The organism is Streptomyces sp. NPDC107500 (genome assembly GCF_055582785.1).
Window position 1 is genome coordinate 427,360 of the sequence record NZ_JBVJPF010000007.1, and the last position, 23,339, is coordinate 450,698.

General features: G+C 71.0%; 21 protein-coding genes. 13 read left to right on the forward strand and 8 right to left on the reverse strand.

Annotated features, from left to right (window positions below):
* Window position 1 precedes the first annotated feature (1 nt).
* Window positions 2-1,360 (forward strand): MFS transporter, encoded by a 1,359-nt coding sequence (locus ACZ67M_RS28400; protein ID WP_361362851.1) that lies wholly within the window; start codon window positions 2-4, stop codon window positions 1,358-1,360.
* A gap of 7 nt (window positions 1,361-1,367) precedes the next feature.
* Here the strand turns inward: ACZ67M_RS28400 and ACZ67M_RS28405 are convergent, their stop codons facing one another.
* A complete protein-coding gene (locus ACZ67M_RS28405; protein ID WP_469853431.1) occupies window positions 1,368-1,865 on the reverse strand; it encodes a DUF2975 domain-containing protein in 498 nt (165 codons plus the stop codon).
* Between the two features lie 182 nt (window positions 1,866-2,047).
* On the opposite strand from ACZ67M_RS28405, the gene ACZ67M_RS28410 reads away from it, so the two are divergent.
* From ACZ67M_RS28410 to ACZ67M_RS28440, 7 genes are all read left to right on the forward strand, one after another.
* Complete coding sequence (locus ACZ67M_RS28410; protein WP_392104508.1) at window positions 2,048-2,923, forward strand: SGNH/GDSL hydrolase family protein; 876 nt, start codon at window positions 2,048-2,050, stop codon at window positions 2,921-2,923.
* Between the two features lie 30 nt (window positions 2,924-2,953).
* Window positions 2,954-3,910, forward strand: a complete 957-nt coding sequence (locus tag ACZ67M_RS28415) for a GlxA family transcriptional regulator (protein WP_361362842.1) — start codon at window positions 2,954-2,956, stop codon at window positions 3,908-3,910.
* Between the two features lie 126 nt (window positions 3,911-4,036).
* Window positions 4,037-5,035: a type I glyceraldehyde-3-phosphate dehydrogenase gene (gene gap / locus ACZ67M_RS28420; protein ID WP_122617810.1), complete on the forward strand. Its 999-nt coding sequence runs from the start codon at window positions 4,037-4,039 to the stop codon at window positions 5,033-5,035.
* Window positions 5,036-5,084: 49 nt separating this feature from the next.
* On the forward strand, window positions 5,085-5,588 hold the full coding sequence (locus ACZ67M_RS28425) for a peptidylprolyl isomerase (RefSeq protein WP_329469289.1): 504 nt from the start codon (window positions 5,085-5,087) through the stop codon (window positions 5,586-5,588).
* A gap of 136 nt (window positions 5,589-5,724) precedes the next feature.
* Complete coding sequence (locus ACZ67M_RS28430) at window positions 5,725-7,203, forward strand: glutamate-cysteine ligase family protein (protein ID WP_361362837.1); 1,479 nt, start codon at window positions 5,725-5,727, stop codon at window positions 7,201-7,203.
* Between the two features lie 23 nt (window positions 7,204-7,226).
* Entirely contained in the window at window positions 7,227-8,069 is an 843-nt protein-coding gene (locus ACZ67M_RS28435) for a class II glutamine amidotransferase (protein ID WP_469853433.1), read from the forward strand.
* A 303-nt stretch (window positions 8,070-8,372) separates the two neighbouring features.
* The gene (locus tag ACZ67M_RS28440) at window positions 8,373-9,311 is read left to right on the forward strand and encodes a TauD/TfdA dioxygenase family protein (RefSeq protein ID WP_469853435.1); all 939 of its coding nucleotides are present in this window, start codon (window positions 8,373-8,375) and stop codon (window positions 9,309-9,311) included.
* Window positions 9,312-9,366: 55 nt separating this feature from the next.
* On the opposite strand, the gene ACZ67M_RS28445 is transcribed toward ACZ67M_RS28440, so the two are convergent.
* The 4 genes from ACZ67M_RS28445 to ACZ67M_RS28460 form a co-directional block, all read right to left on the reverse strand.
* Window positions 9,367-11,190, reverse strand: a complete 1,824-nt coding sequence (locus ACZ67M_RS28445; protein ID WP_469853437.1) for a glycoside hydrolase family 2 protein — start codon at window positions 11,188-11,190, stop codon at window positions 9,367-9,369.
* A gap of 79 nt (window positions 11,191-11,269) precedes the next feature.
* Window positions 11,270-12,169 carry a carbohydrate ABC transporter permease gene (locus ACZ67M_RS28450; RefSeq protein ID WP_355827345.1) on the reverse strand — a complete coding sequence of 300 codons (900 nt, stop codon included), beginning with the start codon at window positions 12,167-12,169 and terminating at the stop codon, window positions 11,270-11,272.
* A gap of 2 nt (window positions 12,170-12,171) precedes the next feature.
* Window positions 12,172-13,113: a carbohydrate ABC transporter permease gene (locus ACZ67M_RS28455; protein WP_361362824.1), complete on the reverse strand. Its 942-nt coding sequence runs from the start codon at window positions 13,111-13,113 to the stop codon at window positions 12,172-12,174.
* 22 nt (window positions 13,114-13,135) lie between these two features.
* Window positions 13,136-14,500, reverse strand: coding sequence for an extracellular solute-binding protein (locus ACZ67M_RS28460; protein WP_392014602.1), 1,365 nt, complete (start codon window positions 14,498-14,500; stop codon window positions 13,136-13,138).
* Window positions 14,501-14,689: 189 nt separating this feature from the next.
* On the opposite strand from ACZ67M_RS28460, the gene ACZ67M_RS28465 reads away from it, so the two are divergent.
* Entirely contained in the window at window positions 14,690-15,745 is a 1,056-nt protein-coding gene (locus tag ACZ67M_RS28465; RefSeq protein ID WP_385803805.1) for a LacI family DNA-binding transcriptional regulator, read from the forward strand.
* A 21-nt stretch (window positions 15,746-15,766) separates the two neighbouring features.
* Here the strand turns inward: ACZ67M_RS28465 and ACZ67M_RS28470 are convergent, their stop codons facing one another.
* Entirely contained in the window at window positions 15,767-17,251 is a 1,485-nt protein-coding gene (locus tag ACZ67M_RS28470) for a family 43 glycosylhydrolase (protein ID WP_469853440.1), read from the reverse strand.
* A 216-nt stretch (window positions 17,252-17,467) separates the two neighbouring features.
* Between ACZ67M_RS28470 and ACZ67M_RS28475 the strand changes: the two genes are divergently transcribed.
* The 3 genes from ACZ67M_RS28475 to ACZ67M_RS28485 all read left to right on the forward strand — a co-directional run bounded on the left by ACZ67M_RS28475 (window position 17,468) and on the right by ACZ67M_RS28485 (window position 20,804).
* Complete coding sequence (locus tag ACZ67M_RS28475; protein WP_392014609.1) at window positions 17,468-18,955, forward strand: NCS1 family nucleobase:cation symporter-1; 1,488 nt, start codon at window positions 17,468-17,470, stop codon at window positions 18,953-18,955.
* Window positions 18,956-19,276: 321 nt separating this feature from the next.
* Entirely contained in the window at window positions 19,277-20,002 is a 726-nt protein-coding gene (locus tag ACZ67M_RS28480) for an aspartate/glutamate racemase family protein (RefSeq protein WP_469853441.1), read from the forward strand.
* Window positions 20,003-20,129: 127 nt separating this feature from the next.
* Window positions 20,130-20,804 carry a GntR family transcriptional regulator gene (locus ACZ67M_RS28485; RefSeq protein ID WP_361362807.1) on the forward strand — a complete coding sequence of 225 codons (675 nt, stop codon included), beginning with the start codon at window positions 20,130-20,132 and terminating at the stop codon, window positions 20,802-20,804.
* An 18-nt stretch (window positions 20,805-20,822) separates the two neighbouring features.
* Here ACZ67M_RS28485 and ACZ67M_RS28490 read toward each other — a convergent pair whose 3' ends face one another.
* Together ACZ67M_RS28490 and ACZ67M_RS28495 are read right to left on the reverse strand one after the other, a co-directional pair.
* Window positions 20,823-21,704, reverse strand: a complete 882-nt coding sequence (locus ACZ67M_RS28490; protein ID WP_469853442.1) for an MOSC domain-containing protein — start codon at window positions 21,702-21,704, stop codon at window positions 20,823-20,825.
* Window positions 21,705-21,798: 94 nt separating this feature from the next.
* Window positions 21,799-22,401 (reverse strand): TetR/AcrR family transcriptional regulator, encoded by a 603-nt coding sequence (locus ACZ67M_RS28495; RefSeq protein ID WP_392014615.1) that lies wholly within the window; start codon window positions 22,399-22,401, stop codon window positions 21,799-21,801.
* Between the two features lie 81 nt (window positions 22,402-22,482).
* On the opposite strand from ACZ67M_RS28495, the gene ACZ67M_RS28500 reads away from it, so the two are divergent.
* Complete coding sequence (locus ACZ67M_RS28500; protein WP_469853444.1) at window positions 22,483-23,310, forward strand: class I SAM-dependent methyltransferase; 828 nt, start codon at window positions 22,483-22,485, stop codon at window positions 23,308-23,310.
* Window positions 23,311-23,339 lie beyond the last annotated feature (29 nt).

A 23,339-nucleotide genomic window follows, 5' to 3' on the forward strand; every position in this document is an offset into this window, starting at 1 on the left:
CATGCGGCACGCCAACGCCCTGAACCGCCTGGACCGGCTGCCGGTCTCCCGGTTCCACAAAGTCACCCTGCTCGCCGTGTCGTTCGCGTACTTCTTCGAGTTCGCGGACATCAACACCTTCGCCACCACCGCCCCGAAACTCGTCGACCTGTGGGGCATCACGGTCGATCAGATCGCCTACGTCACCTCGTTGTCGTTCGTCGGCATGTTCCTCGGCTCGATCGTCGCCGGGACGGTCGCCGACCGCCTGGGCCGGAAACGGACCCTGCTGCTGACGACGCTGTTCTTCGGCGTCTTCTCCTTCGCCTCGGCGTTCGCCTGGGACCTGGTGTCGCTGACCGTCTTCCGGGTCCTGACCTCGGCCGGCCTGGCGGCGATGACCGTGGTCGCGGTCATCTACGTCAACGAGATGTACCCGTCGGCCGTCCGCGGCAAGTACCAGGCCTACGCCATCGTCATCGGCATCTGCGGCACCCCGGTCACCAATCTCGTCGCCAGCGCGGTGGTGCCGCTCGGCGACTGGACCTGGCGCCTGGTCTACCTGTGGGGTTCCCTCGGCATCCTGCTCGTCCTGTTCACCCGGCACCTGGCCGAGTCGCCCCGCTGGCTCGAGAGCCGGGGCGACCACGAGGGCGCGGAGGCGGTGCTGCGCGACATCGAGTCCCGGGTCGCCGCCGAGCACGGTCCGCTGCCCGAGCCCGAGCCCCCGGTCGAGGAGGAGCCGGTGACCAGGGCACCGCTGCGGCTGCTGCTCCAGCGCAAGTACCTGTACCCGACGCTGCTGCTCACGGTCCTGTGGGTCACCCAGACCATCGGCTTCTTCGGCTACTCGAGCTGGGCGCCGACCCTGCTGGCCAAGGAGGGCTTCAGTGTCGAGAAGTCCGTCTTCTACGTGGCGCTGACCACCGTCGGCGCCCCGCTCGGCTCCTATCTGGCGGCGCTGGTGACCGACCGGTTCGAGCGCAAGTGGTGCCTGGCGGCCTTCGGCACGCTGATCGCGCTGTGCGGGCTGCTGTACGGCCTGACGTTCAACCCGGTGCTCATCATCGTCTTCGGCTTCCTGGTGAACCTCTTCGAACGCGGCTACACCGCCCTCGGGTACGCCTACTCGCCCGAGCTGTTCGACACGCGCGGCCGGTCGCTCGGGACGAGTGTCTCCTACGGTCTGGGCCGGCTGTCGAACGCGGCGGGGCCGCTGATCGTGGCGGCCCTCTACAACGCCCACGGCTACCGGAGCGTCTTCTACTTCATCGCCGGCACCTGGCTGGTCGGCGCCGTGGCGCTGAGCGTCTTCGGACCGCGGACACGGCGGGCCCGGCTCACGGCGCCGGACCGGAAGCGGGACGCCGTGCCCGGCTGAGGCGGCGTCAGACCACTGCGGCCATCTCGGTCTGCAACCGCGTCGCCTTGCGCAGGAGGCCGCGCATGACGACGACGAGCATCGCGAAGGCGGCAGCGATCCCCACGCCCACGACGGCGGCGCCCAGCGCGCCGATCAGCTCCATGCCGTCGTCGGGCGAGGGGATCTCGGCCACGGCCAGGTGGACGGCGACCCCGACCGCCAGCAGCGTGGCGACGGCCGCGGCGCCGATGACGGTGTCGACCCAACGGAACGCCCGCCGGGTGAAGATGGCATCGCGCTCGACCATGCCGAGCAGCATCCACACCGCGGCCAGCGCGACCTGGACGCAGAGGACGCCGACGACCGCCACCGCCACGTAGGCCGCGGCGAAGGGTGCGTAGGGCGGGAAGCGTTCGACCTCGTCGGAGGCGGTCGTGGGTATGACGACGAGCTGTCCGAAGAGGCCGAGCAGGAACGCGGCGGCGATGCCGGCCCGGAGCGCGGCGATGAAGAGACGGTGCATCCATCGATTCTCGATGGGAATCGATCGAAAATCAATCGACCGCGCCGAACGACGGTTGCACTGCAAGAAGTTCCGTCAGCAACGTTGACTTGGAGTCAACGGCACTGCACATTACTTAAAAGTAGAACCGACCAGTAACCACCGACCGCACCCCGCACCCCGCACTCCAGAAGAGGGAGCACATGCCGAAGCATGCTCTGCGCCGTGTCATGACCGCGACAACCGCTGCGGTCGGTGTGCTGGCCCTCGGCCTCGCCGACGCCACCGCGCACGCCACGACCCCGACCCTCGACTACGTCGCCCTCGGCGACAGTTACAGCGCCGGCTCGGGAGTCCTGCCGGTCGACCCCACCAATCTGCTCTGCCTGCGCTCGACGGCGAACTACCCCCACGTCATCGCCGACGCGACCGGCGCCCGCCTCAAGGACGTCACCTGCGGCGCCGCCCAGACCTCCCACTTCACCCAGTCCCAGTACCCCGGTGTCGCCCCCCAGGTGAACGCGCTGAGCGCCGGCACGGACCTGGTCACCCTGACCATCGGCGGCAACGACAACAGCACGTTCATCAACGCCATCACGGCCTGCGGCTCCGCGGGCGTCCTCAGCGGCGGCAAGGGCAGCCCCTGCAAGGACAAGAACGGCACGTCCTTCGACGACCAGATCGAGAACAACACCTACCCCGCGCTCAAGGCCGCCCTGCGTGCCGTCATGGAGGCGGCGCCCAACGCCCGGGTCGCCGCCCTGGGTTACCCCTGGATCACACCGGCCGCCGCCGATCCGTCCTGCTTCGTGAAGCTGCCGATCGCCGCCGGGGACGTGCCCTACCTGCGGGGCATCCAGGCCCACCTCAACGACGTGGTCGAGCGCGCCGCCGAGGAGACCGGCGCGACCTTCGTGGACTTCGCCGGGGTCTCCGAGGGCCACGACGCCTGCGAGGCACCCGGCACCCGGTGGATCGAGCCGCTCCTCTTCGGCCACAGCCTGGTCCCCGTGCACCCCAACGCGCTCGGTGAGCGGCGGATGGCCGAGCACACGATGGACGCCCTCGGCCTGGGCTGATTCCACCCGCGCCCCGCGTACGCTGGGCGCGTGCCGTCCTCCCGCCTGCGCCGCGTCGCCGTCCTCGTGCTCGAAGGCGCGAAGCCGCTCGACGTCGGCATCCCGGCGCAGGTGTTCACGACGCGCGCGAGCATGCCGTACGAGGTCCGGGTGTGCGGCGCGGCGCCCGGCCTCGTCACCGGCGGCGACGGCCTGTCGTACCACGTGGCCCACGGCCTGGACGCGCTGGCCTGGGCCGACGTGGTCTTCATCCCCGGCTACCGTTCGCCCGACCGCGACGACCCGCCGCCGGCCGTCGTCGAGGCGCTGGCCCGGGCCCACGGCGGGGGCGCGCGGCTGGCCGCCATCTCCACCGGCGCCTTCGCGCTGGCCGCCACCGGACTGCTCGACGGCCGGCGTGCCACGACGCACTGGCACTACACCCGGGCACTCGCCCGCAAGCATCCCCGGGTGCGGGTCGACGAGAACGTGCTCTTCGTGGACGAGGGCAGTGTGCTCACCTCCGCCGGCGCCGCCTCCGGCATCGACCTGTGCCTGCACATCCTGCGCGGCGATCTCGGCGTGGCCGCGTCGAACCACGCCGCCCGGCGCCTCGTCGCCGCTCCCTACCGCAGCGGCGGCCAGGCGCAGTACGTGCCGCGCAGCGTGCCCGAGCCGCTGGGCGAGCGGTTCGCGGCGACCCGCGAGTGGGCGCTGCGCCGCCTCGGCGAGCCGCTCACCCTGGAGGCCCTGGCCCGGCACGCGACGGTGTCGGCACGCACCCTGTCCCGGCGCTTCGTCGAGGACACGGGCTACACGCCGATGCAGTGGGTGCTGCGGGCCCGCATCGACATGGCCCGTGAGCTGCTGGAACGCTCGGAGCGCGGGGTGGAGCAGATCGCCGTGGACGTCGGCCTCGGGACCGGTGCCAATCTGCGCCTGCACTTCCAGCACATCCTCGGCACCACGCCCAGCGAGTACCGCCGCACCTTCGCCCGGGGCGACTGACCGCCCCCGCTCTCGTGCCCTGGCGCGATCCTTGCGAACCGTGGCACTCACGCCGCTGCCGTCGGCGGACGCGGCGCGCGAGCCTGGTGGCGAAGGACCTGGCCGCGCAACGAAGGGACAGCGCTCATGACGCGCATCGGCATCAACGGATTCGGCCGCATCGGACGGAACGTGCTGCGCGCACTGCTCGAACGCGACTCCAAGATCGAGGTCGTCGCCGTCAACGACCTCACGGAGCCGGCCGCGCTGGCCCGGCTGCTCGCGTTCGACTCGACGTCCGGCCGGCTCGGGCGCCCCGTGAGCGTGGACGGGGACACCCTCGTCGTCGACGGCCGCCGGATCAAGGTGCTGGCCGAGCGGGAGCCCGCCCGGCTGCCGTGGGCCGAACTGGACGTCGACATCGTGCTGGAGGCCACCGGCCGCTTCACCTCGGCCGCCGCCGCGGGCGGCCACCTCACCGCGGGCGCGAGGAAGGTCCTGGTCAGCGCGCCGTCGGACGGCGCCGACGTGACGCTCGCGTACGGCGTGAACACCGACGCGTACGACCCGGCCGCCCACACGATCGTCTCGAACGCGTCCTGCACCACCAACGCCCTCGCGCCGCTGGCCGCGGTGCTCGACGAGCTGGCCGGCATCGAGCACGGCTTCATGACGACGGTGCACGCCTACACGCAGGAGCAGAACCTCCAGGACGGCCCGCACCGCGACCCGCGCCGCGCCCGCGCCGCCGGGGTCAACATCGTGCCGACCACCACCGGCGCCGCCAAGGCGATCGGCCTGGTGCTGCCGAACCTGGACGGCAGGCTGTCGGGCGACTCGATCCGCGTGCCGGTCCCGGTGGGTTCGATCGTCGAGCTGAACACGACCGTCGCCCGCGACGTGACCCGCGAGGACGTGCTGGCGGCCTACCGCACCGCCGCCGAGGGCCCGCTCGCGGGCGTTCTCGAGTACTCCGAGGACGCCCTGGTCTCCTCCGACATCACCGGCAACCCGGCGTCCTCGATCTTCGACTCGGCGCTGACCCGCGTCGACGGCCGGCACGTCAAGGTCGTCGCCTGGTACGACAACGAATGGGGCTTCTCGAACCGTGTGATCGACACGCTGGAACTGCTCGCCACACGCTGAACGGGTAGCCGGTTCGGCATCGCGGGGGGTCGCACGTCACAATGGTCCGATGAGCAATTCCAAGGTTTACTTCGACATCGACATCGACGGCCAGGATGCGGGCCGCATCGTCTTCGAACTCTTCGAGGACGTCACCCCCAAGACCGCCAAGAACTTCATCGAGCTGGCCACCGGCGAGCACGGCTTCGGCTACGCGGGCTCCCCGTTCCACCGCGTGATCCCGCAGTTCATGCTCCAGGGCGGTGACTTCACCCGCGGCGACGGCACCGGTGGCAAGAGCATCTACGGCGAGAAGTTCGCGGACGAGAACTTCCAGCTGAAGCACACCGGCCCCTACCTGCTCTCCATGGCGAACGCGGGTCCGAACACCAACGGCTCGCAGTTCTTCGTCACCACCGTTCCCACCCCCTGGCTGGACGGCAAGCACGTCGTCTTCGGCAAGGTCGTGGACGGCACGGACCTGGTCGACCGGATCGAGACCTACGGCTCCTCGCCGTCGGGCCGCACCTCCGCGAAGATCACCGTGCGGGAGTCCGGCCTCTTCAAGGGCTGATCGTCCGCAGCAGACCCGCAGGGACGGGGCCCACCGCGTACGCCGCGGTGGGCCCCGTCCCCGTCTGGTGGGGTGGGCCGGGTGGTGCGACGCTGGGGTGGAGAGGTGTCCGACGACGGCAACCCCGGGAGGGCCGATGGGACGGGACGTCCCGGCGGTGGTCTTCACCCGCGAGGACCGCCGCCGGTACCGGATCAAGATGCAGGAGTGCCTGGAGGCCTTCGCGCAGATGCTGCGCGAGTCGCGGTTCGAGACCGAGCGTCCCCAGGTGGGCCTGGAGATCGAGCTGAACCTGGTCGACGACCGGGGTGAGCCGGCGATGCGCAACAGCGACGCGCTCGAGGCGATCGCCGACCCCGCCTGGGCCACCGAGCTGGGCCGTTTCAACCTGGAGATCAACATCCCGCCCCGCCGGCTGACGGCGGGCGGTCCCGACGCCTGGGAGACCGAGATCCGGGCCGCCCTGAACCACGCCGAGGACCGCGCCGCGTCGGTCGGCGCCCACCTGATCATGATCGGCATCCTGCCCACGCTGCGCCAGTCGGACGTGGGCGAGGCGGCCCTGTCGGAGAACCCGCGCTACCGGCTCCTCAACGACCAGGTGTTCGCCGCCCGGGGCGAGGACCTGCACATCGAGGTGGACGGCGTGGACCGCCTGCGCACCTACGCCGACACCATCACGCCCGAGGCAGCGTGCACCAGCACGCAGTTCCACCTCCAGGTGGCGCCCGAGGAGTTCGCCGACTACTGGAACGCCGCCCAGGCGATCGCCGGGGTCCAGGTCGCCCTCGCGGCGAACTCGCCCTTCCTGCTCGGCAAGGAACTCTGGCACGAGAGCCGTATCCCCCTGTTCGAGCAGGCCACCGACACCCGGCCGCAGGAGATCAAGGCACAGGGGGTGCGGCCACGGGTGTGGTTCGGGGAGCGGTGGATCAACAGCGTCTTCGACCTCTTCGAGGAGAACCTCCGCTACTTCCCCGCCCTGCTGCCGCTCTGCGACGAGCAGAACCCCGCCGACACGCTGGACCGCGGCGACGTCCCCGACCTGGGCGAGCTGACCCTGCACAACGGCACCATCTACCGCTGGAACCGGCCCGTCTACGCCGTCGCCCACGACAAGCCGCACGTCCGGGTGGAGAACCGCGTCCTGCCCGCCGGTCCCACGGTGGCCGACACCCTCGCCAACGGGGCCTTCTACTACGGCCTGACCCGTGCCCTGGTGGAGGAGGAGCGGCCGGTGTGGTCGCGGATGTCCTTCTCGGTCGCCGAGGACAACCTGCACACCGCCGCCCGGCAGGGCATCGAGGCCCATCTCTACTGGCCCGGCATGGGCGAGGTCACCGTGCCCGAGCTGGTGCTGCGGCGGCTGCTGCCGCTGGCGCACCGGGGGCTGGAGCTGTCCGGCATGGACTCGGCGTGGCGGGAGCCGCTGCTCGGGATCATCGAGCAGCGCTGCGTCACCGGCCGCAACGGCGCGGTGTGGCAGAAGGAGATGTTCCACCACATCGACGCCACCGCCCGGCCGAGCCGCCACGAGGCGCTGCGCCGCATGACGCAGCAGTACATGGACTACATGCATCTCAACGCCCCGGTCCACACCTGGCCGGTCGACTGACGACGCCAGGGAGGCGGCGGACGATGTGCCGATGGCTCGCCTACTCGGGGACCCCCGTGCTGCTGGAGACGATCCTCTACGAGCCGCAGCACTCGCTGATCGACCAGAGCCTGCACTCCCGGATGGGGGTGGAGACGACGAACGGGGACGGGTTCGGCGTCGGCTGGTTCGGCCCCGAGATGGGGACGCCCGCGATCGTCCGGGAGATCGGGCCCGCGTGGAGCAACCGCAACCTGCGGGAGATCGCCGGGCATGTCCGCTCGCCGCTGTTCTTCGCGCACATCCGGGCGTCGACGGGCAGCGCGGTGCAGCAGACCAACTGCCATCCGTTCCGCCACGGACGCTGGATATGGATGCACAACGGTGCGATCGCCGACTTCCACAAGCTCCGCCGGGACCTGGCGCTGGCCGTCGACCCGCGTCTCTACCCGGACATCGAGGGGTCGACGGACTCGGAGATGATGTTCTTCCTGGCCCTCACCTTCGGCCTGGAGGAGGACCCGCCGGGAGCCGTGGCGCGGATGGCGGGGCTGGTGGAGGAGGTCGGTCACGAGCACGGGGTGGAGTACCCGGTGCAGATGACCGTCGCGGTGACCGAGGGGCGGCGCCTGTGGGCGTTCCGCTACTCCACCCAGGCCGACTCCCGGTCGCTCTACTACAGCTCGCGGGTGGAGAGCGTGCGCGCCCTCCATCCCGACGTGCCGTTCCTGCGGGAGGCGTCCGACGAGACCCGCCTGATCGTCTCGGAGCCCCTGGGCGACCTGCCCGGCGTCTGGAACAAGGTGCCCGAGGGCAGCTACGGCGTGGTGCGGCCCGAGGGCGACGACATGCTCCCGTTCGCGCCCCGGCCGGTCCGGCGCCGTTGACAGGGACGAGCGGAGATCACACAATCGGGGCCATGACCACATACCGGTTCGGCACCACGGCGGAGTGTCCCCGCGTGCCCGAACGAACCGGATGTGAGCGCTCCGGCCGATAACGGCCGTCCCCCGCACCGCAGGCACGACGCGCGACGCGTCGGGGCCCGGTCGGTTCTTCTTCCGGCGAAGCGTTCTTGGGCGATACGCCGACACGCTCCGGAACCCTCACATTTTCCCGGCCGTCGGGCGACGACGTCGTACCGCCATGGCCCGGTAACGCCCAGACCACCGCACCAGGGGAGGACTCCCATGACCGTCACGGCCGCAGACCCGAGCACCGTCCTGCGCGAAGCGCGCATCCCGGGGGACGGAATGTACGAGGGCCGGCGCGTCCTGCGCCGGCTGCCCGAGGGGTGGCGGGAGCGGCCCTACGAGCACTTCGAGGTCGTTCCGCAGGCGCGCACCATCGGCGCCGAGATCCGGGGCGTCGACCTCTCGCGCCCGCTCGGCGCCACCCTGCGCGAGGAGTTGAACCACGCCCTGCTGGAGTGGAAGGTGCTCTTCTTCCGCGGCCAGCACCTCACCTCGGGCCAGCAGCGGGACTTCGCGGGACACTGGGGCGAGCTGGAGACCAATCCCCTGCTCAGCGCAGGTGCCAGTGCGGACGTCGTCCGGTTCGACAAGGGCGCCGGGGGTGCGCCGACGTACGAGAACGTGTGGCACACCGACGTCACCTTCCGGGAGCGGCCCGCGCTCGGCGCCGTGCTCCAGCTGCGCGAGGTCCCGCCGTTCGGCGGGGACACGATGTGGGCGGACATGGCGGCGGCCTACGACAACCTGCCGCCGGAGGTGAAGGAGCGCGTCGACGGCGCCCGCGCCGTGCACGACTTCATCCCCGGGTTCGCCAGGTTCTACGGGCCCGAGCGGCTGGCCCCGCACCAGAACCTCTTCCCGCCCGTGGAGCACCCCGTGGTGCGCACCCACCCCGAGACGGGGCGGCGCATGCTGTTCGTGAACACGTCGTTCACCACCCGTATCACCGGCATGGACCGGGCCGAGAGCGACCGGCTGCTGCGTTTCCTCTTCCAGCAGGCGCACGTGCCCGAGTACCAGGTGCGCTTCCGCTGGCAGGCCGGCGACGTCGCCTTCTGGGACAACCGGGCCACCCAGCACTACGCGGTGGGCGACTACGGCTCCGAGCGCCGGGTCGCCGAACGCGTCGCCATCGCGGGTGACCGGCCCTTCTGACAGGAGGGGAAGGGGGCCGGAAGCGGTGTCCGCTCCCGGCCCCCTCCGGGTCGCGTCACGCCTGGTCCTGCTCCTCGATCGCGGCCGGGCGGAGCTGCGCGGCCCGCACGCGGGCGACGTCGAGCTTCTCCCCGCGGTCGAACCGGTAGATGCCGTTCTGCTCCTGGAAGACGTCGGTCAGCTGCGTGTAGCAGTAGCCGAACATGTCCCGGTCCTCCAGCAGCACCCCGGTGAGGCCGGCGAACCGCTCGTGGAACTCGTCCTCGTTGCGGACGCGTTCCCCGTAGCCCCAGGAGACCGTGCGGTCCTCGCCGGAGAGTTCGGCGGCGGCCTCGGGGTCCCACCAGACGCCGCCGAACTCGCTGACGAAGTACGGCTGTCCCCGGTAGGGCTGGGAGTAGGGCGCGCCGTTCTCGTAGGCGTTGACGAAGGGCGCGTCCTTGGCGAGGCCGGACATCAGCTCCCGGAAGGCGGCCGGGTCCTGCTCGTAGTTGTGGGAGTCGTAGATGTCGGTCTCGGCGACCCGGTGGGCGTAGCCGGACGCGTCCACGACCGGCCGGGTGGTGTCCATGGCCTTGGTCGCCAGGAACATCGCCCGGGTCACGTCGTCGAGCTGGGTCATCCGGTCGTGCAGCTTCTGGTAGGTCTCGTTCAGCGGGCACCAGCCGATGATCGAGGGGTGCGAGTAGTCGCGCTCCAGCGCCTCCAGCCACTGGGCGACGTAGGAGGCGTCGGGCTTCTGGTTGTCGCCCGAGGAGCCGCCCGTCTCGCAGCCCCAGTCGCCGAACTCGCCCCAGACCAGGTAGCCGAGGCGGTCGGCGTGGTAGAGGAAGCGCTCCTCGAACACCTTCTGGTGCAGCCGGGCTCCGTTGAACCCGGCCGCCAGGCCCAGCTCGATGTCCTTGACCAGTGCCTCGTCGGTCGGGGCGGTCATCAGCCCGTCCGGGTACCAGCCCTGGTCGAGGACGAGACGCTGGAAGAGCGGACGCCCGTTGATGAGGACGGCCTTGCCGCGCAGACCGACGGCGCGCAGACCGGCGTAGCTCTCGGCGCTGTCGACCACCTCGCCCGCCGCGTCGAGGAGTTCGAGACGCAGGTCGTACAGGTGCGGGTCCTCGGGGCCCCACTCGCGGCGCCGGTCGTCCGGCACCGGCAGGTGCAGGCGCGGGGCGAGGTCCAGGTCGGCGCGCGCCTCGGCGCGGCTCACCTCGCCGGCGGCGTCGCTGAGCACGGCGCGTACCTTGTGGCCGGGCCGGTTGCCGGACAGGGGCAGTTCGAGGTGGAACGCGGAGCCGGCCAGGTCGGGGGTGATCCGGGGGCGGCGCAGGTGGACGTCGGGGACGGGCTCCAGCCAGACGGTCTGCCAGATGCCGGTCACCCGGGTGTAGTTGCAGTCGTGGTTGGCGTACTTGACGGCCTGCTTGCCCCGGGCCTGCGGGCCGGACTTGGGGTCGCGGGCCCGGACGGTGATCACGACCTCCTCGCCCGCTCCGGCGATGTCGCCGAGGTCGGCGGTGAAGGGGGTGAAGCCGCCGCGGTGCCGGACGACCTCCTTGCCGTCGGCCCACACGGTGGTGTCGTGGTCGACGGCGCCGAAGTGCAGGAGCACGCGGCGTCCCGCCCAGGCGGCGGGGAGGGTGAGGGCCTTCCGGTACCAGACGGCCTCCAGGAAGTCGGTGTCGCCGATGCCGGACAGCTCGGACTCGGGCGGGAAGGGGACGAGGATCTCGTCGCGCAGCTCGCGGTCGAGGAGCCCGCGGTCGAGGCCGCTGTCCCCCCGGTCGGTCTCGAACTGCCAGGCGCCGTTCAGGTTGAGCCAGTCGCGGCGCACGAACTGCGGTCGCGGGTACTCCGGGCGCGGTACGGAGTGAGTGGACACACATGCTCCAGTCGATCGGTGGGGCGGCGCTCGGACGCCGGACCCGGGTGTACAGCTGTGAGGGGATGAGGAAGGAGGGTCAGGAACCGCCGAGGCCGGTGGTGGCCACGGAGTTGACGATGCGGCGCTGGAAGAGGAGGAAGACGACGATCAGCGGCAGCGCGGCCAGCAGGGCGGACGCCATGGACTGCGCGTACTGGATGCCGTAGGCGTCCTTCACGGTGGCCAGTCCCACCGGGAGGGTCATCAGGTCGGGGTCGTTGGTGACGATGAACGGCCACATGAAGTTGTTCCAGGCCCCGATGAAGACGAAGATCGCGACCGCCGCCACGATCGGCCGCGACAGCGGCAGCACGATCGACCGGAAGACCCGGAACTCGGAGGCGCCGTCGATCCGGGCCGCCTCCTCCAGCTCCTTGGGGATGCCGTCGAAGAACCGCTTGAGGATGAACACCATCATCGGCGCGACGACCTGGGGCAGGATGACCGCCGCGTAGGTGTCGACCATGTTGAAGAGCAACATCTGGTCGAACAGCGGCACGACGAGCAGCTGCGGCGGGATCATGATGGCGGCGACGGTGACGGCGAGCAGTGCCCGCCGGCCGCGGAACGTGCCGCGCGAGAAGCCGTACGCCGCCAGCGTGGAGACCACCACGGTGATCAGGGTGACCAGCCCGGCGATCAGGAAGCTGTTGAAGGCCCAGACGGAGACGTTCCCGCGTTCCAGGATCTCCTGGTAGGCGTCCAGGGTGAAGGCGCCCTTGAACGGGGACAGCCCGGTGGTGGCGACGTCCTTCTCGCTCTGCACGGAGGTGGCGATCGCCCACAGGAAGGGCACCAGCCAGACGACCGCGAGGACGACGAGCGCCGTGCCGGCCAGGATCCGGGGCAGCCGGCCGTGGCCGAGGAGCAGGGGGGCGCCGGACGCCTCACGGGGTGGACGCCGCCGTGCGCGGACGGGGGTGGCGGTTGCGGACACGGTCAGTCCTCCCGGCGGAAGAGACGGAACTGCACGAGCGAGACGACGATGATCAGGGCGAAGAAGAGGTACGAGATGGCGGAGGCGTAGCCGAGGCGGTAGCCGGTGAAGCCGACGTCGTAGACGTACTCCAGGACGGGGCGGGTGGAGCCGTTGGGGCCGCCCTTGGTGAGGATGTAGATCTGGTCGAACACCTTGAGGGAGGCCAGGATCTGGAGCATGGCCACCAGCCCGGTGGTCCTGCGCAGCTGCGGCAGGGTGATGGACCACAGCCGCCGCCACGCGCCGGCCCCGTCGAGTGCCGCCGCCTCGTCGAAGGTGGTGGGCAGGGACTGGAGCGCGGCGAGATAGAGCAGGAAGTTGAAGCCGACCGTCCACCAGACGGTGAGGCCGGCGATGGACCACATGGCGACGGACTCGTCGGACAGCCAGCCGACGGGCGCCATGCCGAAGCTGTCGAGGAGCTGGTTGCCCAGGCCCAGCTCCGGCTGGTAGAGCCAGGTCCAGATGAGGGTCACCACGGTGACCGGCAGCAGGTAGGGGGCGAAGAACGCCAGCCGCCAGGCCCACTGTCCGGCGAGCCCGCTGTGCACGAGCAGCGCCATGGCCAGGGCGACCAGCACGAGCGGGACGCTGGAGATGGCGGTGAAGAAGACGGTGTTGCCGAGGCTGCTCCAGACGTCCGGATCGCCGAAGGCCTCGGTGTAGTTGTCGAAGCCGACGAAGGCGGTGTCGCGCAGGGCGAGCGAGCTGTCGGTGAAGCTCATCCAGAGCCCCTGCACGATCGGCCAGACCATGAAGAGGCCGAAGACGAGCAGGAAGGGCAGGACGAAGACGAATCCGTTGCCGGGGCGTATCCGGCGCAGGACGGCACGGCGGCCGTCCGCGGGGCCGGTGGCGGGGTCGGTCCGCTCCTCGGCGCCGAGCGGTGCGGTGGTGGTCACGTCGGTCACTCCTTCTGCTGGGTCAGGCCACCGGGTTGGGCTGCTGGAGCAGCGAGTCCGCCTCGCGGACCATCTGCCGCACCGCCTTCTCGGGGGAGGTGTTGCCCAGCAGCGCCGACTGGAGCGGCTGGCACATCCGGTTCTGGAAGTTCGAACCGGCTCCGACGAACCAGTTGGGCGGGTCGAGCACCGCCACCTTCGCGGCGTCGGCGTAGGACGACTGCGGTTCGAGGGCCGCGTACTCGGGCTCCGCGAGGACGGGCTGGTACGCGGGGATGTGACCGGCGCTCGCCCAGGTGAGGCTCTGCTTGAGGATCGCCGCGATGTACCGGTGGGCCTCGCGGCGCCGGGCCGGGTCGGGGTGCTCCTGGTGCGGGAGGACGAAGCTGTGGCTGTCGGTGTAGACGGCCGGCTTGTCGAAGACCTGCGGGAAGGGCGCGGCGCCCAGGTCGATGCCGGACTCCTTCAGCGTCGGCAGCTCCCACTCGCCGAGCATGGCCATGCCGCCGCGACCGCCGGTGAAGGCGGCCAGCGCGCCGTTGTAGTCCAGGTTGTTGGGGTTGGTCTTCCCGTCGAAGAGCCGCGTCATGAGGGTCACGACGCGGACGGCGGCGTCGACGTCGATCCGGGCGGGCCCGCCGTCCGGCAGGTCGAACTCGGCTCCGGTCTGCGCGTACAGGCCGGCGAAGAGGCGCCAGTTCTGCGCGGTGTCGGTGACGTGGCCGAAGAGGATGCCGGACTGCCCGGTGGCCTCGGCGAGGGCCTTGCCCGCCTCCAGCAGGGCCTCGGGCGAGCCCATGGGGGCGAGCGCGCCGGAGGAGTCCAGGAGCCCGGCCTTCTCCGCGGCCTTCCTGTCGTAGAAGACGATGAAGGGGTGGACGTCCAGCGGGATCGCGTAGACGGTGCCCTCGTGCCGCGTCCGCGACCACACCGCCGGTGTGAAGTCCTTCTCGGTGACGCCGAACTCGGCGAGCAGGTCCAGGTCGACGGGGTCGACCAGGCCGCCGGGCGCGTAGCCGGCCAGCCGGGACAGGTGCATGGCGGCCACGTCGGAGGCGCGGCCGCCGGCGGCGGACATGGCCAGCTTGGTGTAGTACGAGGGGCCCCAGTCCAGGATGGTGCGGTCCACGTCGAAGCCGTCGTCGCCCTTGGACACGGCGTCGATCATCTCGTCCATGAGCATGCCGTCGCCGCCCTGGAACAGGTCCCAGACGCTCAGCGCGGACGCCCCGGAGGCCGAGGCCGGTGAGGCGCAGCCGGACAGCGGCCCGGCGGCGAGGAGGGCCCCCGTCCCGGCCATGGCGTGGCGCAACAGCCGTCGGCGGCTGAGGCGGCGTAGCGGGTCGGACACGGCCGGCACCCCCTGGAGGGGCGAACGAGAACTCATCGCGGACCTTTCGACGGCCGGAGCTCATGCGGTGGCTAGTTTTTACATCGATGTACATTGGCTGTAAAGAGCTGAGGCCGGGGAGCGGCGACCGTGACCGTGAGATCGGCGTCCCGGCGGCCCGCACGGAGACCGTCCGGGCCGCCGGGACATAGACTCATGCACCGCACGAGAGGCAGGGAGGTCTCGGTGGCACGGCCCAGGATCAAGGACGTCGCACGTCACGCGGGCGTTTCGGAGAAGACGGTGTCCAACGTCATCAACGACTACGCCCACGTCTCGGACCGGACGAGGCGGGTCGTGCGGGACTCCATCGAACAGCTCGGATACCGGGTGAACCTGGCGGGCCGCCACTTGCGCAAGGGCCGAACCGGCATCATCGCACTCGTCGTCCCGGAACTGGACATACCGTACTTCGCCGAACTGGCCCGGCATGTGATCCGCGAGGCCGAGGAGCGCTCCCTGACCGTCCTGATCCACCAGTCCGGGGCGGACCGCGCCCACGAGCTGGCGGCGCTGGCCGGGTTCGGCTCCACCTTCGTGGACGGGATCATCCTCAGCCCGCTCGCCCTGACCGCCGACGACCTGCGCGACCGCTCGGGCTTCCCGCCGACCGTCCTGCTCGGGGAGCTGCTGGAGGAGGGCGCCGACCACGTGGCCATCGACAACGAGCGTGCCGCGCGCGAGGCGACCAGGCATCTGATCGGCCTCGGCCGCCGCACCGTGCTGGCCGTCGGCGGGGTCGACGCCCCGGGCCTGGGCACGGCGGAGGCCCGCACCCGCGGGTACCGCGCCGCCCTGACGGAAGCGGGCATCGCCTACGACCCGTCCCTGGTGGTCCCGGTCGACTCCTTCCGGATGCCCGCCGGAGCACGGGCGGTTGCGCGGCTGCTTCACGACGGGGTTCGGCCCGACGCGCTGCTCTGCCTCAACGACCAGTTGGCGCTGGGCGCGTTGCGCGCGCTGCACGAGCACGGGGTGGACGTGCCCGGTGAGGTCGCCGTGATCGGCTTCGACGACGTGGAGGGCGGGCGGTTCAGCGTGCCGACGCTCAGCACGGTGGCCCCGGACAAGGCGGCGGTGGCGAAGGTCGCCGTGGAGCTGCTGCAACGCCGCATCGAGGACGCGACCGACCCGGACGGCGTGCGGGCCGACGCGGAGCCGGGGGTGCAGTCGCCCCAGGACCGCATCGTGGCCCACCGGCTCGTCCTGAGGGAGAGCACGGAGGGCCACGATCGGCGCTGACGGGCGGTCCGCCCCGGCGGGTCAGTTCGTGTAGACCTCGGCGCGGTCGACGCTCACGAAGGACGCCCCCGACTGGGAGTTGTGCTCCCCCGTGACCCGGACGCGCAAGGTGTGCCTGCCGTTCGCGAGCCGTGGGCTGATGTACTGCACCGCCTCACCGACGCGGATCGGGTTGTGGAAGTCCACCCGCTGTTCGGGACCGCCGTCGACGCTGATGGCCGCGTACCCGTTGCCGGTGTCCTTGACCGAGAGCAGCGCGATGCGGGTGCCGGTGAAGGAGAAGGTGGCCGTGGCGCCGGCCCGGTCGCTCCAGTGGTCGTCGCCCCAGAAGCACTGCGTGGCGCAGCCCGAACCGGAGTTCCAGGCACCGGTGTAGGTGACGCTCCCGGCACCGCTGGAGCGGCCGTCGTCGTTGATCCAGTAGTTGCCCGAGCCGGGGTCGCCGGAGGGCAGGTCCTGGGTGGCGCCCATGGCGAGCGGACGGCCGAAGTCGGGGCTGCCGTCGGCCCGCCAGGTGAACTTCTGGGCCCGGGTGGTGCGGTTGCTGTAGGTGTTCACCGACGTCGTCTTGGCGTGGTAGACGATCCAGTCCTCGGTCCCGTCCGGGGACTGGAAGAAGGCGTGGTGGCCCGGCCCGAACACGCCCCGGTCGTCGGCCCGGGAGAAGACCGCGCCCTGGTGCTGCCGCCAGTTGCCCGGCACCAGCGGGTCGGAGGTCAGCGGCATCGACATCATCCAGACCTGGTAGTCCGGCTTGCCCGTGTCACAGGCCGAGTAGGTCATCCACACCCGCCCGTTGCGGTAGAGGAACTCCGGCCCCTCCCGCACCTCGGGGCAGCCGCCGGCCGCGTTGATCGCGACGGCGTCGCCGGAGACGGTGTACGGGTTGGACATCGGCGCGATGTTCAGCCCGTTGTGCTGGTACTGGTTGATGCCGCTGTAGGCGAGGTAGAGGCGCCCGCCGAGCTGGAGGACGCCGGCGTCGATGGCGAAGTCGTCGGCGTGGTTGGGCGGGGCGAGCTTGGCCTTGAAGTGATACGGGCCGGTCGGGTCGTCGCGCTCCGACTCCAGGACGTACAGCCGGTGGTGCTCGTCGACGCCGTCGTCGGCGGTGTAGTACAGGTACCAGCGGTCGCCGAAGCGGTAGAACTCCGGCGCCCAGATGTTGCGGTTGCGCGAGGGGTCGGTGTCCGTCCAGACGGTGACGGGGTCGGCCGCGGCCAGGGTGCCCAGGAACGGCGAGCGCCACATCTTGATGCTGCCGCCCTGGGTGGTGGTCAGGTAGTAGTTGCCCTTCCAGTTGGTCATGAAGGGGTCGGGCCCGCTGTTGAGCGGGTTGCGGAAGGCGCCGGCCGCGGCGGCGGCGCCGGCACCGGGTTCGGGTGCGGACGGCGCGGCGCCGGCCTGGGCGGTGAGTCCGGGGAGCAGACCGACGAGCAGCCCGAGGAGGGCGGCGACGAGCAGGCCGGCGTGCGTGCGGGGATGGCGTGAGGGGCTGGGGGGCACGGTGGGGTCCCTTTCCGCAGCTTTACATCGATGTAATGGCGGGGCGTCAGGTTAGGGAGACGCCGCAGGGCTGTCAACAGGGCGAGAAATGGTATTCCATTTGCCGTAGACCTCTTGACGGTGCGGTTTGGCGAAAACTACGTTCTGTTCATCGGAAAGCCGCTTCCGCTTTGTGGAACTCTCCAACTCCCCGCATCCTGATCCCAGGAGTCCCGTATGACTGCCCTGGAAGACCGCCGCTCGTCCGCGGAGTCCAGCGACACCGCCACCAGCTCCGGCCTCTACACGTACGACCTGGCCCCGACCAAGCGTGAAGGGCGCCGCTGGGGCGCGTACAACGTCTTCACCCTCTGGGCCAACGACGTGCACAGCCTGGGCAATTACGCCTTCGCCATCGGACTGTTCGCCCTCGGGCTCAACGTGTGGGGCATCCTCGCCGCCTTCGCGCTCGCCTCGGTCCTGCTCTTCCTCCTGCTCACCCTGTCCGGATTCATGGGCCACAAGACGGGCGTACCGTTCCCGGTGATGAGCCGGATCGCGTTCGGCATCAAGGGGGCGAAGATTCCGGCGGTCGTCCGGGGCGTCGTGGCGATCGCCTGGTTTGGTATCCAGACCTATCTCGCGGCGGCGGTGCTGAGCGCCCTCCTGGTGGCCATGTTCCCCGGGCTGGCCCGCCTGGACACGAACTCCCTGCTCGGGCAGTCGACGCTCGGCTGGATCACCTTCCTGGTCCTGTGGGCCCTCCAGGTGCTCATCGTGAGCTACGGCATGCAGATGATCCGCCGGTACATGGCCTTCGCGGCGCCCACCACACTGCTCACCATGTGCGCCCTGGCGGTGTGGATGTTCGTCCGGGCGGACGGCTCGATCTCCGTGTCCGTCGACGATCCGCTCACCGGCGGCGCCATGTGGCTCCAGGTGTTGCAGGCCGCCGCGCTGTGGGTGGTGATCTACGGGACGTTCGTGCTGAACTTCTGCGACTTCACCCGCTCCGCGCGCAGCCGGGGCTCGATCGTCCGCGGGAACGTGATCGGCATCCCGGTGAACATGCTCTTCTTCGCCGTGATCGTGGCGGTGCTCAGCGGCGCCCAGTTCAGCCTCGACGGGCACGTCATCACCAGTCCGACGGACATCGTGCGGACCATCCCCAACATGTTCCTGCTGGCCGTCGCCTCGCTCTGCCTGATCGCCCTCACGGTGGCGGTGAACCTGCTCGCCAACTTCGTCGCGCCGATCTACGCGCTGGTCAACCTCTTCCCGCACCGGCTCGACTTCCGCCGCGCCGGTCTGGTCAGCGCGGTGCTTGGCCTGGTGATCACGCCCTGGAACCTCTACAACAGCCCGGTCGTCGTCAACTACTTCCTCGGCGGGCTCGGCGCGCTGCTCGGCCCGCTGTTCGGCGTGATCATGGCGGACTACTGGCTGCTGCGGAAGTCACGGGTGAACGTGCCGGCCCTCTACACGGAGGACGCGGGCGCCGAGTACCACTACCGCCGCGGCTACAACCCGCGCGCCGTCGCCGCGTTCGTCCCCAGCGCCGCCGTCGCCGTCGTGGTCGCCCTCGTCCCCTACTTCCACGCCGCGGCCGGGTTCTCCTGGTTCGTCGGAGCGATCGTCGCCGCCTCGCTGTACGCGGTCATCGCGGACCGCGCCTCACCGATCCGCGACGTGGACGGCGAGGCCATCGCCGTGGCGGCGGAGTAGCCACGGCGCGGTTGCGGCGGGGCGCTTGCGGCGGGGCGGGCCCGCCGTGGCGCCCCGGGTCCGCGGTCGCCGCGGAGCGGTCCCGCCGCAGGGCCGTCGGCCCGCCGTCGCCGGGAACCGATGTCGTCGCGCGGCAGCGGCCCGCCGTCGCCACGCAACACCCGCCACAGCGACCCGCCCCCGCCACGCAACACCCGCCGCAAGTCCGCCGTCGCCGCGAAGCAACTCCGCCGTAGCGGCACGGCCCCACCGTCGCCGCGAACCGGCCCCGCCGCCGCGCGGCGACCCGCGGAACCTCCCGCCCGAGCAGAAGGCCCACCCATGCGCATCCTCGTGGTCAACGTCAACACCACGCAGTCCATCACCGACGCGATCGGCAAGCAGGCCGCCGCCGCGGCCACCGAGGGCACCGAGATCGTGCCGCTGACCCCGGCCTTCGGCGCGGAGTCCGTCGAGGGCAACTACGAGAGCTACCTCGCCGCCGTCGCCGTCATGGAGACCGTCCGGGCCCACCCGGAGCCGTTCGACGCGGTGATCCAGGCGGGCTACGGGGAGCACGGCCGCGAAGGGCTCCAGGAACTGCTCGACGTACCCGTCGTCGACATCACCGAGGCCGCCGCGAGCACCGCCCAGTTCCTGGGCCGCCGCTACTCCGTCGTCACCACCCTGGACCGTACGGTCCCGCTGATCGAGGAGCGGCTGGAGGTGGCGGGCCTGAGCGCGAGGTGCGCCTCGGTGCGCGCCAGCGGACTGCCGGTGCTCGAACTGGAACGGGACGAACAGGCCGCCGTGGACGCCATCACCGAACAGGCCGCCCGCGCGGTCGAGGACGACCGGGCCGAGGTGATCTGCCTGGGCTGCGGAGGCATGGCCGGGCTCGCCGAACGCGTGGTGGAACGGACCGGTGTCCCCGTGGTCGACGGCGTCACGGCAGCCGTGACGGTCGCCGAGTCCCTGGTCCGGCTCGGCCTGTCCACGTCCAAGGTGCGCACCTACGCGCCCCCGCGTGCCAAGCGGATCGTCAACTGGCCCCCACGGGTGGGCTGACCCCGCACCAAGTCCTCCCGCGCCCCGGCCGGCGGCCGGCTCCGGGGTATTCTGACGGGCCGCCCGACCGCCGCTCCGCACGGCGCGGTCGTGCGGCTCGGAACGGGAAGAGGGACGAAGGACGGCGATGGCTGCGTCACAGGGCTTCATGCCCGAGTCCGAGCGGGTCACGCGACGGCTGCGCGACGAGATCGTGGACGGCGTGCGGCGACCGGGGAGCCGCCTGGTCGAGCGGGAGCTGGCCGAGGCGCTGGGCGTGAGCCGGCTGCCCGTCAGGGAGGCCCTGAGGACACTGGTGTCGGAGGGGCTGGTGACGCCGCGGCCGCGGTCCTGGGCGGTGGTGCGGGAGTTCACCACGAGCGACATCGCCGACCTGGACGAGGTCCGCTCGGGCCTGGAGACCCTGGCCTTCCGGCTCGCCGCCGGGCGGCACACCCGCGACGGTCTTGAACGGCTCCGGGCGACGGTGGACGCCGAACTCGACGCGGCCCGCGCCGACGACGCGGTGGGGGCCCGCCGCGCGGCCGCCGACTTCCACCAGACGGTGATCTCGCTGGCCGCCAACGAGTTGCTCAACGAACTCGAACGGGTCCTGCACAGCCGCCTGCGCTGGCTCATGGGCCAGCACGACGACCTGATGGCCGTGGCCCTGGAACACGAGGCCCTCTACCAGGCCATCGCGGAACGCGACGTGGAGCGCGTCCAGGAACTGGTCCTGCACCATCTGTCGACGAGCCGCAGCGCGGCCCTGGGCCACCATGCCCGGGAACAGGCGCGGCGCGACGAGCGGCAGCAGACCTAGGAATGCGGTCCACGTTCGTCAGGAGTTCCGCAGATCGGCGTCGCCCCACTCCCGGACGACCACCTCGTCGCCCACCGACAGCTTCCCCGGCGTGACCACGGAGAACTTCGCACCGAACACCACGCCGCCGCCCGAGGCCCGTCGGTAGCTCGCGAGGGTGCGCAGCGGCTCAGGCCCTCGCCTTGCTCCGGTCTCCTGCTCGACCAGCGTGACGGCACAGCGCACCGCGAGCTTGGCGAAGCCCAACTCGGCATCGCCGACGGTGATGCGGCGTGCGCGGTCCTCGCCGTGCGGTGGGGCGGCCCAGTCGACGCCGTCGTGGCCGTGACCGCCGCGGCTGCCGACGACGATGTTCGGGCGGAATCGGTTCATCGGCAGGATCGGGGCGCCGCGCTCGGCCATCCGCTGGTTGAGGAGGGCGAGGGAGGCGCGGGACAGCAGGTGCACCGCACTGCTGTCGGCAAAGCCGGACGGGCCAGGGGTCAGGCCGTCGGTGATTCGGTCGTGCTCCGGCGGCACACGGACCAGACGGCTGGGGGTGCCGAGGAACTCCGACAGCCAGGTGGCGGCTTCGCCGCCCTGGTCGATCCCCTGGAAGGGGGTGCCGAACAGGTCGACGTCGCGGGGCGGCGCGGTCGTCGTCACGTCGAGGCACAGCGTGCCGAAATGGCCGGTGCCGTCGGCCGCTTCAAGCGTGAGCCGAGAGCCGTCGCCGCTGACGGCGGGCCGGATCAGGGCCAGGCGGGGGTGCCGGCGTTGCGTGCGGAAGGTTCCGTCCTCGCTGATGACCATGAAGGTGCGGTCGTGGGCAAGGCCCGCCGGTGTCAGGAGCGCATCGTTCGTCGAGGTGCCCGCGCACCCCTTGACGGGATAGCAGATCAGTTCCACGACGTCGGCCATGTGCCGCCCCTTCGGTCCGCGACCACCGTAAACGCATGTCGTCAACGTATGCCGTCGTGAGGTGACGTCATCAGCCGTACCGCGCTCCGAGTGGCTAGGCCGGTCGGCGTTGCACGGCATCGGCGATGACCGCTGTCACGAGCTTGTTGACGGCTTCGGTGGCCGGCGGGCCGGGGCCGCGGTCCGTGAACACGAGGTGCCCGCCACCGACCAGGGAGAGGGTGAGTGAGTCGATGTCGGCGTCGGCCGCGATGCGGCCCAATGCACGCTCGTCGGCCAGATAGGCGGAGATCGCGGCCGTGGCCTGACCAAGGATGGCGGTTCCGCCGCCGGGTCTGGCTTGCCGTAGTCGTGCGCGCAGCTCGTCGCGGAAGGTGATGAGCGGAATGATTGCCATGGGAACGGGGCCGAACAGGGTGACCAGCGCGTCGGTGAGGTTCTCGGCCACCGTTTCGGTGCCACTGGACTCGCGCAGCGCACTGGCCTGCGTCTCGAGCCGCGCGGCCCGGTCGAGCACGAGGTCGGTGAGGAAGGCGTCGAAGTCGATGAAGTGCCGGTGCAGGACCCCCTTGGCGTAGCCCGCTTCCTCAGTGACGGCCCGGCTGGTCAGCCCGCTCGGTCCGTCCCGCAGAAGCACGCGTTCGGCGGCGTCGAACAGTTGCTGCCGCGCGTCGCGAAGGTGCACCCCAGTCGGCATGTACGGATCCCCTCGTGTCCCCTCGTGCCTTTCCGGCCGGCACCGATTGTTGAGTGGGCATGCGCCCACTAAGGTGGGCGCATGCCCACTTTACCGCGCGAGCAACCAGAACCGTCCGCCGCCGAGTCCCATGAGGCCCGGCGCATGGCCGAGTCGTTCGGCGTGGACGCCCAACGCTACGATCAGGCCCGCCCCGACTACCCCGCCGCGCTGGTGACGCGGATCGTCGCCGATGCTCCCGGGCCCGACGTGCTCGACGTCGGCTGCGGTACCGGCATCGCGGCACGCCAGTTCCAGGCCGCCGGTTGCGCTGTACTCGGCGTCGAGCCCGATGCGCGGATGGCCGACTTCGCGCGGGCCCGTGGCCTGCGGGTCGAGGTGGCGACGTTCGAAGCCTGGCAACCGGGCGACCGGAGATTCGACGCGGTCGTCGCCGCCCAGTCGTGGCACTGGGTGGATCCGCTCGCCGGCGCGGCAAAGGCGGCACGGGTGCTGCGCCCAGGGGGGCGTCTGGCGATTTTCGGGCACGTGTACGAGCCGCCCTCCGAGGTGGCTGAACCGTTCGCGGCTGCCTACCGGCGGGCAGTGCCTGCCTCCCCGCTCAACGGACAACCGGCCCGACGTCCGCTCAGTCTCTACCAGGCGGGGTACGCGAAGCTCGCCGACAAGATCCGCGAGACCGGGCAGTTCGAAGAATCCGAACAGTGGCGGTTCGACTGGGAGCAGACGTACACGCGCGACCAATGGCTGGCCCTGCTGCCCACCACCGGCGCTCTCACCCAACTCCGCCCCGGTCAACTGGCCCAAGTGCTGGACGCAGTCGGTAGCGCCATCGACTCCCTCGGCGGGGCCTTCACCATGCACTACACGACCCTCGCCACAACCGCCGTACGCACCGACGCCTCCTGAGCCTCCCCGAGGTGGCCGCGCAGTTTCAC